Genomic DNA, 13,336 nt, shown 5'->3' with positions numbered 1-13,336 from the left:
CACCGAGTCCGGGGGACACGGCCTGCACCTGTTCGCCACCGTGCTGGCCGCGGCGGGACGCGCCGGGGCGGGCCGGTTGCGGCCGCAGCCCGACGACGTGCGCCGCGCGGTGCGCGAGGGACGCGAGGGCAACCTGGTGATCTTCGTCGTCGACGCGTCCGGGTCGATGGCCGCCCGCGACCGGATGGCCGCGGTCAGCGGCGCGGCGCTGTCCCTGCTGCGCGACGCCTACCAGCGTCGCGACAAGGTCGCGGTGATCACCTTCCGCGGGCAGCAGGCGCAGTTGCTGTTGCCGCCGACGTCCTCGGCGCACATCGCCGGCCGCCGGCTGGCCCGATTCGACACCGGCGGCAAAACCCCGCTCGCCGAAGGCCTGCTGGCCGCCCGGGACCTGGTGGCCCGCGAGAAGGTGCGCGACGCGGCGCGGCGCCCGCTGGTGGTGGTGCTCACCGACGGTCGGGCCACCGCCGGCCCGGATCCGTTGGGCCGCAGCCGGTCCGCGGCGGCCCGGCTGGTCGCCGAGGGCGCCGCCGCGGTGGTGGTGGACTGCGAAACGTCCTATGTGCGGCTGGGACTGGCCGCCCAGCTGGCCGCGGCGCTGGGCGCACCCACCGTGCGGTTGGAACAGCTGCGCGCCGATCAGCTGACCTCGGCCGTGCGCCGAGCGGCGTGAACCAGGGGAGAAGGTAACCGCCGATGCCGCAGGGTCGTCCGCTGCAGGTGCCCGACGACGGGCTGACCACCCGGGCGCGCCGCAACGCCCCGGTGCTGGCCGTGCACACCGGGCCGGGCAAGGGCAAGTCGACGGCGGCGTTCGGGATGGCGTTGCGGGCCTGGAACGCCGGCCTGGATGTCGGGGTGTTCCAGTTCGTCAAGAGCGCCAAATGGAAGGTCGGCGAGGAGGAAGCCTTCCGGCGCCTCGGCGAGTTGCACGACGAACACGGGGTCGGCGGCGCCGTCGAATGGCACAAGATGGGCGCCGGCTGGTCGTGGTCGCGTAAAGCCGGCAGCGATGACGACCACGCCGCGGCGGCCGCCGCCGGCTGGGCCGAGATCGCCCGCCGGCTGGCCGCGCAGCAGCACGGGTTCTATGTGCTCGACGAGTTCACCTACCCGCTGAAGTGGGGTTGGGTCGACGTCGAGGAGGTGGTGGCGGTGCTAGTGGAACGACCGGGAACTCAGCACGTGGTGATCACCGGGCGCGACGCGCCGCCGCGGCTGATCGAGGCCGCGGACCTGGTCACCGAGATGACCAAGATCAAGCATCCGATGGACGCCGGCCGCAAGGGTCAAAAGGGCATCGAGTGGTGACGTCGCCTGCCCCACTGACCCGGCGAGCGTGCGCAGAAACGGGTTTCGACCCGGCGTGTCGGCCGGGGACACGCACGCTCGCGCGGGTAATGGCATGACCCCGGCGGTCGTGGTGGCCGCGCCGGCATCGGGGAGCGGCAAGACCACGGTGGCCACCGGTCTGATGGGCGCGCTGCGGCGCGCCGGGCACACGGTCGCCGGCTTCAAGGTCGGCCCGGACTTCATCGACCCCGGCTATCACGCGCTGGCCACCGGCCGGCCCGGCCGCAACCTGGACCCGGTGCTGGTGGGAGAGCAGCTGATCGGCCCGCTGTACCGGCACGGCTGCGCCGGCGCTGACCTCGCCGTCATCGAGGGCGTGATGGGGCTCTTCGACGGCCGGATCGAGCCGGACGCGACCGGTGTCGCCGCCGGATCCACCGCCCAGGTCGCCGGGCTGCTGGGCGCCCCGGTGCTGCTGGTGGTCGACGCCCGCGGCCAAAGCCACAGCATCGCCGCGCTGCTGCACGGGTTTTCCACGTTTCACCCCGGCATCCGCATCGCCGGCGTGGTGCTCAACCGGGTCGGCTCGGCGCGGCACGAGCAGGTGCTGCGGTCGGCCTGCGAACAGACCGGGATACCGGTGCTGGGGGCGATCCCGCGGGTCGACGAACTGGCGGTGCCGTCGCGGCACCTGGGTCTGGTCACCGCCGTCGAACACGGCAGCCGGGCCCGCGCCGCGGTGCGCGCAATGACCGACCTGGTGACCCGCCACGTCGACCTCGCCGCCGTCGCCGCGGCCGCGACCGCGCAGGACGGCGGCGGGCCGTGCTGGGATCCGCAGGCCGCGGTGGGGGCGCCAGCGCCCGGGCGGCCCACCGTGGCGGTCGCCGCCGGCAAAGCGTTCAGCTTCGGCTACCCCGAACATGCCGAACTGCTGCGGGCCGCCGGGGCCCAGGTCGCCGAATTCGACCCGCTGACCGACCCGCTGCCCGCGGCTGCCGCCGCCCTGGTGCTGCCCGGCGGATTCCCCGAGGAGCACACCGCCGAGCTGTCGGCCAACGAGCGGCTCCGTGCCCAGATCACGCAGCTGGCCGGTCGCGCCCCGGTGCACGCCGAATGCGCGGGGCTGACCTACCTGCTCACCGACCTCGACGGGTACCCGATGTGCGGGGTGCTGGCCGGCTCGGCGCGGTTCACCGAGCGTCTGACGCTGGGGTACCGGGACGTCGTCGCGGTCACCGACTCGCCGGCGTACGCCACCGGCCAGCGCGCGGTGGGCCACGAATTTCACCGCACCGCAGTCACATTCACCGACGACTACCTTCCGGCCTGGGTGCGCCGGGGCGAGGACGGCGCACCGGTGCGCGACGGCGCGGTGCGCGGCGGGGTGCACGCGGCCTACCTGCACACCCATCCGGCGGCGCATCCGGAGTCGGTGCGGCGCTTCGTTGAGCATGCCGCCGGCGCGGCCACTACAGTTGCCCGGTGACCGATAATCCCTACCTGGTCGGGCTGCGGCTGGCCGGCAAAAAGGTGGTCGTCGTCGGCGCGGGAAGTGTCGCGCAGCGTCGGCTCGGCCTGCTGATCGCCAGCGGTGCGCAGGTGCAGATCATTGCCCGCGCGGCGACCCCCGCCGTCGAGGCGATGGGGGCCAGCGACGGTGTGACGCTGGAGTTGCGCGACTACCGCGACGGCGACCTGGCCGGCGCCTGGTACGCCATCGCCGCCACCAACGACGCCGACGTCAACGCCGCGGTGGTCGCCGAAGCCGACCGCCGCCAGATCTTCTGCGTCCGCGCCGACATCGCCGTCGAGGGCACCGCGGTCACCCCGGCGACGTTCGGCTACGCCGGCCTGACGGTGGGGGTGCTGGCCGGCGGCGAGCACCGCCGATCGGCGGCGATCCGCTCGGCCATCCACGAGGCGCTGCAGGCCGGTCTGATCACCGCGGACAGCGCCGACGCGGTGCGCGGCGGGGTGGCGCTGGTCGGCGGCGGGCCCGGCGACCCCGAGCTGATCACCGTCCGCGGCCGGCGACTGCTCGCCCAAGCCGACGTGGTGGTCGCCGACCGGCTGGCCCCACCCGAGCTACTCGCCGAGCTGCCCCCGCACGTCGAGGTCATCGACGCCGCCAAGATCCCGTATGGGCGGGCGATGGCCCAGGACGCGATCAACGCGGTGATGATCGAGCGGGCCAAGGCCGGACAGTTCGTGGTGCGGCTCAAGGGCGGGGACCCGTTCGTGTTCGCCCGCGGCTACGAGGAGGTGTTGGCGTGCGCCGACGCCGGGATTCCGGTGACCGTGGTGCCCGGTGTGACCAGCGCCATAGCCGTTCCCGCGTTGGCCGGGGTTCCGGTCACCCATCGGGCCGTCAACCACGAGTTTGTGGTGGTCAGCGGCCATGTTGCGCCCGGGCACCCCGAATCGTTAGTGAATTGGGATGCGCTGGCCGCGATGTCCGGCACCATTGTTTTGCTGATGGGCGTCGAACGCATCGAACAATTCAGCGAGGCGCTGCTGAAAGGCGGTCGACCTGCGGAAACCCCGGTGCTCGTGGTGCAACACGGCACGACGGCCGCGCAACGGACGTTGCGGGCAACGCTGCGCGACGCGCCGGAAAAGATTCGCGCCGAGGGCATTCGACCTCCCGCGATCATCGTCATCGGATCGGTCGCCGCCTTCGGCGCTTAAACAGTTCTTAATATTACTGTAGGGTAGCCCGCTATGACGGCTCTCAACGATGCAGAGCGGAGCGCCCCGGTGTGGGCGACCGACCAGCCGGAACAGGACGTTCCGGCGCGCGCCGGACGGAGTCTTGTGGATCAGTTCAGCAAGTATTACCCCGCGTGGCTCCCGTCACCACGGTTCATCGCCGCGGTCGTCGCGATCGGCGGCATGCAGCTGATGGCGACCATGGACGGCACCATCGCGATCGTCGCGCTGCCCAAGATCCAGAACGAACTGGACCTGTCCGACGCCGGGCGCAGCTGGGTGATCACCGCCTACGTGTTGACCTTCGGCGGCTTGATGCTGCTCGGCGGGCGCCTCGGGGACACCATCGGCCGCAAGCGCACCTTCATCGTCGGGGTCGCGGGGTTCACCATCGCCTCGGCGCTGTGCGGGATCGCCTGGGACGAGGCGACGCTGACCACCGCCCGGCTGCTCCAGGGCATCGGTGCCGCGATCGCCTCACCGACCGGTCTGGCGCTGGTCGCCACCACCTTCCCCAAGGGGCCGGGCCGTAATGCCGCGATGGCGGTCTTCGGTGCGATGACCGGCGTCGGCTCGGTGATGGGACTGGTGGTTGGCGGTGCGCTGACCGAGCTGTCGTGGCGGCTGGCGTTCCTGGTGAACGTGCCGATCGGGGTGGTGATGATCTACCTCGCCTACACCGTGCTGCGGGAAACCCAGAAAGAGCGGATGAAGCTGGACGCCGCCGGGGCGGTGTTGGCCACCCTGGCCTGTACCGGGGCGGTGTTCGCCTTCACCCAGGGCCCGGAACGCGGCTGGGTCTCCGCCGTCACCATCGGATCCGGGTTGGTGGCCGCGGCGGCGTTTGTGGCGTTCATCTGGGTGGAGCGCAGCGCCGAGAATCCCATCGTGCCGCTGAGCCTGTTCTTCGACCGCAACCGGTTGGCCACCTTCGCGGCCATCTTCCTGGCCGGCGGTGTGCTGTTCACCCTGACCGTGCTGATCGGCCTGTACGTGCAGGACATCATGGGCTACAGCCCGCTGCGCGCCGGCGTGGGCTTCATCCCGTTCGCGATCGCGATGGGCGTGGGGTTGGGTGCGTCGTCGCAGTTGGTGCGGTACTTCCCGCCGCGGACGCTGGTGATCGGTGGCGGCGTCCTGGTCGTGGGTGCGATGGTGTACGGCTCGACGCTGAACGCCGGCATCCCCTACTTCCCCAACCTGGTGGTGCCGATCGTCGTCGGCGGTATCGGCATCGGCGTGATCATCGTCCCGCTGGCGCTGGCGGCGATCGCCGGTGTCGGCTTCGATCAGATCGGGCCGACCTCGGCGATCGTGCTGATGTTGCAGAACCTCGGCGGCCCGGTGGTGCTGGCCGTCGTCCAGGCCGTCATCACCTCGCGCACCCTGTATCTGGGCGGGGTCAACGGTCCGGTCAAAGACATGAACCCCGCTCAATTGCACGCGCTGGACCAGGGCTACACCTACGGCCTGCTGTGGGTGGCCGGGGTGGCCGTCATCGTGGGCGCGGTGGCGCTGCTGATCGGCTACACCGCCGCGCAGGTCGCGCACGCGCAGGAGGTCCAAGAAGCCCTCGACGCCGGCGAGCTGTAACTGACCGCGCGTCGCGGCTCGGTGGGGTGGCGTGCCATGTCCACCGCGCTCGGTAGCCAACGCCCGAGCAAGCCGCAGCTGTCCGCCAGCGTGCTGGGGATCGCCATCGTGGCGATCACCGGGATGCAGCTGATGTCCACGCTGGACGGCACCATCGTGATCGCCGCGGTGACCCGGCTGGCCGAGACCCGGCACGAACGGCTGAAATTGGACGTCTCCGGCGCGCTGCTGGCCACGCTGGGCTGCAGCTGCGGCGTGCTGGTGTTCACCCAGGGGCCGCCGCGCGGCTGGGTCGACCCGTGGGTGATCGGTGCGGGCGTGGCGGCCGCCGGCTGTGGGCTGGTGTTCCTGATCGTCGAGCGTTCCGCGGAGAACCCGTTGGTGCCGTTGGCGGTGTTCGACGACCGCAACCGGGTGGCGACCTTCGTCGCGTACTTCCTGGCCGGCGGGGTGATGCTCACCGTGAGCGTGATGATCGGCCTGCTGGTCCAAGACGTGCTCGGCTATTCGGCGCTGCGGGCCGGCATCTGCTTCATCCCGTTCGCGGTGGGCATGGGGATCGGCAACGTGCTGACCACCCGGGTGGCGGCACTGATCGCGCCGCGCTGGCTGGTCATCGGCGCCGGCGCCCTGGTGCTGGGCGCCATGCTGTTCGGCTCCACGCTGCAACGCGACGTGCCGTACTTTCCCGACCTGCTGACGCTGTTCGTGGTGGGCGGCTTCGGCATCGGCGTCATCTCGGTGATCCTGCCGTTGTGCGCGGTCGCGGGGGTTGGCCCGGCCGAGATCGGCCCGGTGTCGGCGATCACGTTGATGGTGTACAACCTGGGCGGTCCGCTGGTGCTGGTCGTCATCCAGGCTGTGCAGGTGTCGCGCACGCTGTACCTCGGCGGTGTCAGCGGACCGATCACCGACATGACGTCGGCCCAACTCGATGCGCTGGGCCACGGCTACACCTATTCGCTGCTGTGGGTGGCGGCGATCGCGGTGCTGGTGGGCGCCGCCGCGCTGTTTGTCGGCTTCTCCGCGCGCCAGATCGGCGTCGCGCAACACACCAAGGAGGCGGTGGAGGCCGGGGAGTTGTAGGGCGTCTGCTCGCCGTGGAAAAGCGTCGCCCGGCTAGGCTAGCCCGCTGTGATCACCCGGATGTCTGAGCTGTTCCTGCGCACCCTGCGCGACGACCCCGCCGACGCGGAAGTTCCCAGCCACAAGTTGCTGATCCGGGCCGGCTACATCCGGCCCATCGGGCCCGGGCTGTACAGCTGGCTGCCGCTGGGGCTGCGGGTGCTGCGCCGCATCGAACGCGTGGTCCGCGAGGAGATGAACGCCATTGGCGGCCAGGAGATCCTGTTTCCCGCGCTGCTGCCGCGTGATCCGTATGAGACGACCAACCGGTGGACGGAATACGGTGACACCATGTTCCGGCTGCAGGACCGCCGTCGCAACGACTATCTGCTCGGGCCCACGCACGAGGAAATGTTCACCCTGATGGTCAAGGGCGAGTACAGCTCCTACAAGGACTTCCCGCTGACGCTGTATCAAATCCAGACCAAGTACCGCGACGAGGCGCGGCCCAGGGCCGGCATCCTGCGCGCCCGCGAGTTCCTGATGAAGGACTCCTACTCCTTCGATATCGACGATGACGGGTTGAGCGCCGCGTACAACGCGCACCGAGGGGCCTACCAGCGCATCTTCGACCGGTTGGCGTTGCGGTATGTGATCGTCGCGGCCACCTCCGGCGCGATGGGCGGCTCGGCGTCCGAGGAGTTTCTGGCCGAAAGCCCGAACGGCGAGGACACGTTCGTGCGCTGCCGGGAATCCGGCTACGCCGCCAACGTTGAGGCGGTAGTCACCGCCCGCCCGGAGGCGCTGCCGCTCGACGGGCTGCCCGAGGCCGTGGTGCACGACACCCCGGGCACCCCGACCATCGCCTCCCTGGTGGACTGGGCCAACGGTGCGCTGGGCCGCACCGTCACCGCCGCCGACACCTTGAAAAACGTGCTGCTCAAGGTCCGCGAACCAGGCGGGGAGTGGGAGCTGCTCGGCATCGGCGTGCCCGGCGACCGGGAAGTCGACGAGAAGCGGCTGGCGGCCGCGCTGGAACCCGCCGAATACGCGCTGCTGTCCGACGACGATTTCACCAAATACCCATTCCTGGTGAAGGGCTACATCGGACCGAAAGCGCTGCGGGACAACGGGGTTCGTTACCTGGTCGACCCGCGGGTGGTGGATGGCACCAGCTGGATCACCGGCGCGGACCAGCCCGGCCGGCACGTGGTGGGGCTGGTGGCCGGCCGCGACTTCACCGCGGACGGCACCATCGAGGCCGCCGAGGTCCGCGACGGCGACCCGTCTCCGGATGGGGCGGGCCCGCTGGTCAGCGCCCGCGGCATCGAGATCGCCCACATCTTCTCCCTCGCCCGCAAATACACCGACGCGTTTGCCGCCGACGTGCTCGGCGAGGACGGCAAGCCGGTGCGGCCGACCATGGGCTGCTACGGCATCGGGGTGTCACGGCTGGTGGCCGTCGTCGCCGAACAGCACCACGACGAGCTGGGCCTGCGCTGGCCGGCGCAGATCGCCCCGTTCGACGTGCACCTGGTGATCGCCAACAAGGACCCCGAGGCCCGCACCGGGGCCACCACGCTGGCCACCGATCTGGACCGGCTGGGTGTCGAGGTGCTGCTCGATGACCGGCAGGCCTCGCCGGGGGTGAAGTTCAAGGACGCCGAACTGCTCGGGGTGCCCTGGATCGTGGTGGTCGGCCGCGGCTGGGCCGACGGGGTGGTCGAGTTGCGCAACCGCTTCACCGGCGAGACCCGCGAGCTACCGGTCGGGGTGTCGCTGGCCACCACCGTGGCCGCCGCGATCGCCGGGTAGTCGCCGCGGTTTTTGCTGCGAACGTGCACAAAATGCCAGGTGCGAGGCGGTTGTGGCGTACAAACGCGCACGTTCGCCGCTAGGGCCGGCGCCTATTCGCTGCCGCCGGGGAACGCCCCGGTGATCGGCCAGATGCCCAACGCGCGATTCCACCGGGCGCCCAGCACCGCGCTCTGCGTCAACGCGGTGACCGCGAACGCGCGGTCCTCCGAGGTCTGGGCGTGTTCGAGGACGGCACGCCAGGCCACCGCGGCGTCGTTTTCCATCCGCACCGCCAGCTGGGCGGCCTCCGTCGGATTGTTCACCGGGACCGGCAGCTGGTAGCCGGCCGCGGCGATCGGGACGGTCACCGACCGGTCGGTCAGCATGGCGACGACCTGATCGCGGCGGTCGCGGTGTTGGTGCAGGGCGTCGGCCACCAGGTAGTTGATGTCCGGCGGTGAATGCGCCGACACCATCCCGTAGCCGTAGATGACGCCGTATTCGGTGGTCAGCGCCTCGGCCAGGGCCGCGTCACCGGGCTTGTCGGGGGCGCTGGGGCCGGGCTCGGTCGAGGTCATGACCCGCTCTCCCCGGTGCCCAGCGCGACGGTGTAGGCCACGGTGCAGGCCGCCGCGATCGAGCCCAGCAGCCCGGCCCGGTACCCCGACGAGCCGGCCGCCAGCTTGCCGGCGCTATCGGCCGCGGCGTGCAAGGCGTTGATGACGTCGGGCAGCGTGGGCGGCGGCCCGACCTGCGCGGTGGCGCTGGGCGAGGTCGAGGCCGCAGCGGAGGTGGGGGCCGGCTGCCCGGCCGCCCGGGCGATCTCGGTGGCCAGCGCCTGCGCGTGGTCGGACCGCTGGGCGGCGACGGTGGTCAGCGCGGAGGCGAGCGAGGGGTCCGCCGCGGCGGCGGCCGCGGTCGCTAGCTGGCTGTCGTGGCGGGCCAGCTCCAGCTGCGCTTCCAGGTCGTCGACCTCGGGCTCCGGGGTGGAACTGCACGCCGAGACGGCCACCCCGAACAGGGCCAATGCCACGCCACCGACCAGCACATGACGCCTGCTGACGACGGGGGAGGTGCTGGGCACGCCAACATCCTGCCATTGCGACCGGACGGGACTCGCAGCGGCGACGCGATGGCCGCGCCACGGGAGTGCCGGTGCGACGTTGCGATTGCCGTGCGGGCTGTGCCGAACCTGGCCGTCGCGGACCCTCGGCGCAATCTCAAGAACGGTACCGGGACCCCCGTAGCGGCGGCTGTGGGATGGCTGAGCGCTTCGCTTCTTCGCGCCGGCATGCACGATTCCTGGCGTATCGTTGGTAGCTGGTGCCCCGGCCCGCCGACACGGCGAACCGGGGCTGAGGACTGGACAACTCAAGATGAGGAGCTCGCCGTGACCACCGGCCTACCGTCGCAGACGCAGGTGATCGAGCTACTCGATGGAGAGTTCGCGCGCGCCGGATACGAAATCGAAGACGTCGTCGTCGACACCCACGCCCGCCCCCCACGCATCACCGTGATCGCCGACGGCGACACCGCGCTCGACCTGGACACCGCCGCGGAGTTGGCGCGTTCGGCCTCGGCGCTGCTCGACGGGCTGGACGGGATCGACGAACAGTACGTGCTGGAGGTCAGCTCCCCGGGTGTCGAGCGGCCGCTGACCAGCGAGAAGCATTTCCGTCGGGCGCGCGGCCGCAAGGTCGATCTCACCCTCGCCGACGGAGCGCAGCTGACCGGCCGGGTCGGCCCGCTCCACGACAACACGCTGACGCTGGTGGTCCGGTCCGGACAGGACTGGACGGTCCGCGAAATTCCGACCGCCCAGATTGTGAAAGCCGTTGTCCAGGTGGAGTTTTCGCGGCCGTCGCAGCGGGAGCTGGAGTTGGCGGGATCGGAGGCCTGATGAACATCGACATGGCCGCGCTGCACGCGATCGAGGCCGACAAGGGCATTTCGGTGGATGTGGTGGTCGAGACCATCAAGTCCGCGCTGCTGACCGCCTACCGGCACACCGAGGGGCACGAGGCCGACGCACACATCGACATCGACCGGAAAACCGGTGTGGTCAAGGTGATCGCCCGCGAGGTCGACGCGGACGGCAACGTTATCTCCGAATGGGATGACACCCCCGAAGGGTTCGGCCGGATCGCGGCCACCACCGCGCGGCAAGTGATTCTGCAGCGGCTGCGGGACGCCGAAAACGAGCGCAACTACGGCGAGTTCTCCACCCGCGAGGGCGAGATCGTCGCCGGGGTGATCCAACGCGACAGCCGGGCCAACGCCCGCGGTCTGGTCGTGGTCCGGATGGGCAGCGAAACCAAGGGCTCGGAGGGCGTCATCCCGGCCGCCGAACAGGTCCCCGGGGAGAGCTACGAGCACGGCGATCGGCTGCGCTGCTACGTGGTCGGGGTGACCCGGGGCAGCCGTGAGCCGCTGATCACGCTGTCGCGCACCCACCCCAACCTGGTGCGCAAACTGTTCTCGCTGGAGGTGCCCGAGATCGCCGACGGCTCGGTGGACATCGTCGCGGTCGCCCGAGAGGCCGGTCACCGCTCCAAGATCGCGGTGGCGTCGCGGGTGCCCGGCCTCAACGCCAAGGGCGCCTGCATCGGCCCGATGGGGCAGCGGGTGCGCAACGTGATGAGCGAGCTGTCCGGGGAGAAGATCGACATCATCGACTACGACGAGGACCCGGCGCGGTTCGTCGCCAACGCGTTGTCGCCGGCGAAGGTGGTGTCGGTGACGGTGATCGACCAGGCCGGCAAGGCCGCCCGGGTGGTGGTGCCCGACTTCCAGCTGTCGCTGGCGATCGGCAAGGAGGGCCAGAACGCGCGGCTGGCGGCCCGGCTCACCGGCTGGCGCATCGATATCCGCAGCGACGCGCCCGCGCATTCGGGCAGTCCCGGCGACCACGGCCACGGGGTGTCGCACGAGCACTGAGCGGACGCCGTGATCGAGTTGCGTTCCCTCGCCCGGCTCAGCGGTGCGCAGTCCCGGTCGATCAGCCCGGAGAACTTCGACGGGGCCAAAGGGGGCGGCGCCCGCGCCACCGCGGGCACCGGCGCGGCCGCCGCGGCCCACCTGGGCACGGGCTGGAAGATCTCGCCCAGCGTCGACATCGACGGGCACACCACCCACGAGCTGGCGGTCATCGACGGCCCGGCGCTGATCACCCACATCTGGCTGACCACGCATCACCGCCACTGGCGCAGCCTGATCCTGCGGGCCTACTGGGACGGCGCCGAGCAGCCCGCGATCGAGGTCCCGCTGGGCGACTTCTTCGGTCAGGGCTGGGGTGAGTTCGCCCAGCTGTCCTCGGTGCCGGTGGCGGTGAACTCGCACGGCGGCTTCAACAGCTACTGGCCGATGCCGGTGCCCCGGCACGGGCGGCTCACCCTGGAGAACCGGGCGCCGGCCACCGCCACCGTCTACTACCAAATCAGCTACGAGATCGACGTCGACGTCGCCGATGCCGGCTACCTGCACTGCCAATTCCGCCGCAGCAACCCGTTGGCCGCCGGCAGCGTGCACCCGATCCTGGACACCGTGCCCGGCGCTGGCAAGTACGTCGGCACCTACCTGGCGTGGGGCGTCAACCGGCCCGGCTGGTGGGGTGAGGGTGAGGTCAAGTTCTACCTCGACGGCGACCAGGAGTTCCCCACCATCTGCGGCACCGGCACCGAGGACTACTTCGGTGGCGCCTGGAACTTCGACGTGCCCGGCCAGGGCTACACCGCCTACACCACCCCGTTTCTCGGGCTGCACCAGATCCTCCGGCCCGACGGGCTGTACCGCAGCCAGCAGCGGTTCGGCATGTACCGCTGGCACCTGGCCGACCCGATCCACTTCCAGCGCGATCTGCGGGTGGACATCCAGGCCCTGGGGTGGACGTCGCGGGGCCGCTACCAGCCGTTGCACGACGACATCGCCTCCACTGCGGTGTTCTACCTGGATCGCCCGTCGGCGCCGCGCCCGCCGCTGCCCAGCGCCGACGCGCTAGAGGTGGGTGAGCCGACCTGAGCGGTCACCGTGAGGCATGGCCGTTCGGCCTGGTGGCGCCTGACTTCCAGCGGTCACTGGCGATCGGCAAACAGGGCCAGAATGCGCGCATGCTGGCCCCGGCTTACCGGCGCTGGGGCATCGACATGCGCAGCGAGGCCGCGGCACACTCGGGCAGTCGGACCACGGTCACGAAGTGGCGCACAGCACTGACGTTGCGTTCAGTCGTCTCTGATTATCCAAACCCGTGGATCTGCTAGCCGCTCGACGTAATCTCGGACCGTCGTGCGTTGCTCCGTGCCAAATTTCGAGACGTCAATCCGGACATAGTTCACGTTGCCCAATTGCGACATTATGATGCGATTCAAGACGCTGATATCAAGGTATCTTCCCTCGTGAGGGCCAATCGTAAAGCACGTGTTGCGCGTCGGGTCCCGGTTGTATTCTTGCTGTTCGCGAGCAAACTGGTACAAATCCTCGAATATCGCCGCGAGGTTGTTCCGGACTGCGGTGTCTTCTAGACCCGCTACATGGAGGGGCAGCTCATTGACTATGAGATCGACCAGTTGAGCTTGTTTCGGGTCACGGAGGTCCAGAAAAGTGCAGTTCGTTTCGGCCATATCGCTAAGCAAGTTCCTCGTTGCGGCGTCCGGTGCACGACTCGCGAGAAATTCCATGACGAATGCGGTCGCCCTGCCACCGCCCATCCATTCGCGCTGCAGAAAAGAGATATGGCCGTTCACCGGTTGTATCTCACTGCCGATGTAATCCCCGGGTAAGGCATGTTGTTCCTTACTGAACTTTGAAGTGGGCGGCGATTAGTGGCCGCCCCCGCAGCCGCCTCCGCCGCAGCCGTCGCCGCCCCCACAACCCGAATGCC

The 13,336-nt window shown here is 70.2% G+C and carries 12 protein-coding genes and 2 pseudogenes; 11 read left to right on the top strand and 3 right to left on the bottom strand.

All coding sequences use genetic code 11. The annotated features are described in order from the left end of the window. The 7 genes and pseudogenes from BKN37_RS21040 to BKN37_RS21010 form a co-directional block, all read left to right on the top strand. Positions 1-673 (top strand): vWA domain-containing protein (locus BKN37_RS21040; RefSeq protein WP_131823663.1); only part of this gene is annotated, 673 nt, incomplete at its 5' end. A 23-nt stretch (positions 674-696) separates the two neighbouring features. Continuing rightward, positions 697-1,311 (top strand): cob(I)yrinic acid a,c-diamide adenosyltransferase, encoded by a 615-nt coding sequence (gene cobO / locus BKN37_RS21035; protein WP_071028901.1) that lies wholly within the window; start codon positions 697-699, stop codon positions 1,309-1,311. Between the two features lie 94 nt (positions 1,312-1,405). Then, the gene (locus tag BKN37_RS21030; RefSeq protein WP_071028900.1) at positions 1,406-2,782 is read left to right on the top strand and encodes a cobyrinic acid a,c-diamide synthase CobB; all 1,377 of its coding nucleotides are present in this window, start codon (positions 1,406-1,408) and stop codon (positions 2,780-2,782) included. Beyond that, positions 2,779-3,984 carry a uroporphyrinogen-III C-methyltransferase gene (cobA, locus tag BKN37_RS21025; protein ID WP_071028899.1) on the top strand — a complete coding sequence of 402 codons (1,206 nt, stop codon included), beginning with the start codon at positions 2,779-2,781 and terminating at the stop codon, positions 3,982-3,984. The genes BKN37_RS21030 and cobA overlap by 4 nt, the downstream gene beginning before the upstream one ends. Before the next feature lie 204 nt (positions 3,985-4,188). Continuing rightward, positions 4,189-5,598, top strand: a complete 1,410-nt coding sequence (locus tag BKN37_RS21020) for an MFS transporter (RefSeq protein WP_423212819.1) — start codon at positions 4,189-4,191, stop codon at positions 5,596-5,598. A 153-nt stretch (positions 5,599-5,751) separates the two neighbouring features. Next, positions 5,752-6,684, top strand: a pseudogene (locus BKN37_RS21015) (MFS transporter); the annotation flags it as partial. 48 nt (positions 6,685-6,732) lie between these two features. Continuing rightward, positions 6,733-8,478: a proline--tRNA ligase gene (locus BKN37_RS21010; protein ID WP_071028897.1), complete on the top strand. Its 1,746-nt coding sequence runs from the start codon at positions 6,733-6,735 to the stop codon at positions 8,476-8,478. Between the two features lie 92 nt (positions 8,479-8,570). Here BKN37_RS21010 and BKN37_RS21005 read toward each other — a convergent pair whose 3' ends face one another. Together BKN37_RS21005 and BKN37_RS21000 are read right to left on the bottom strand one after the other, a co-directional pair. Continuing rightward, complete coding sequence (locus tag BKN37_RS21005) at positions 8,571-9,038, bottom strand: ferritin-like domain-containing protein (protein ID WP_071028896.1); 468 nt, start codon at positions 9,036-9,038, stop codon at positions 8,571-8,573. After that, entirely contained in the window at positions 9,035-9,544 is a 510-nt protein-coding gene (locus BKN37_RS21000; protein ID WP_071028895.1) for a hypothetical protein, read from the bottom strand. The genes BKN37_RS21005 and BKN37_RS21000 overlap by 4 nt, the downstream gene beginning before the upstream one ends. Positions 9,545-9,850: 306 nt before the next feature. Here BKN37_RS21000 and rimP point away from each other — a divergent pair, with 306 nt between their 5' ends. The 4 genes and pseudogenes from rimP to BKN37_RS29975 form a co-directional block, all read left to right on the top strand. Beyond that, entirely contained in the window at positions 9,851-10,360 is a 510-nt protein-coding gene (gene rimP, locus BKN37_RS20995; RefSeq protein WP_071028894.1) for a ribosome maturation factor RimP, read from the top strand. After that, positions 10,360-11,397, top strand: coding sequence for a transcription termination factor NusA (gene nusA, locus BKN37_RS20990; RefSeq protein WP_071028893.1), 1,038 nt, complete (start codon positions 10,360-10,362; stop codon positions 11,395-11,397). The genes rimP and nusA overlap by 1 nt, the downstream gene beginning before the upstream one ends. 9 nt (positions 11,398-11,406) lie before the next feature. Further along, positions 11,407-12,477, top strand: a complete 1,071-nt coding sequence (locus tag BKN37_RS20985) for a glycoside hydrolase family 172 protein (RefSeq protein ID WP_071028892.1) — start codon at positions 11,407-11,409, stop codon at positions 12,475-12,477. A 29-nt stretch (positions 12,478-12,506) separates the two neighbouring features. Further along, positions 12,507-12,716 (top strand): annotated as a pseudogene (locus tag BKN37_RS29975) (hypothetical protein); the annotation flags it as partial. Here BKN37_RS29975 and BKN37_RS20980 read toward each other — a convergent pair. After that, positions 12,678-13,199, bottom strand: coding sequence for a hypothetical protein (locus BKN37_RS20980; protein WP_071028891.1), 522 nt, complete (start codon positions 13,197-13,199; stop codon positions 12,678-12,680). The pseudogene BKN37_RS29975 and the gene BKN37_RS20980 overlap by 39 nt on opposite strands. Positions 13,200-13,336 lie beyond the last annotated feature (137 nt).

This window comes from Mycobacterium talmoniae (assembly GCF_001854525.1).
Classification (GTDB): domain Bacteria; phylum Actinomycetota; class Actinomycetes; order Mycobacteriales; family Mycobacteriaceae; genus Mycobacterium; species Mycobacterium talmoniae.
This window is presented reverse-complemented; position numbering and strand designations above follow the sequence as displayed.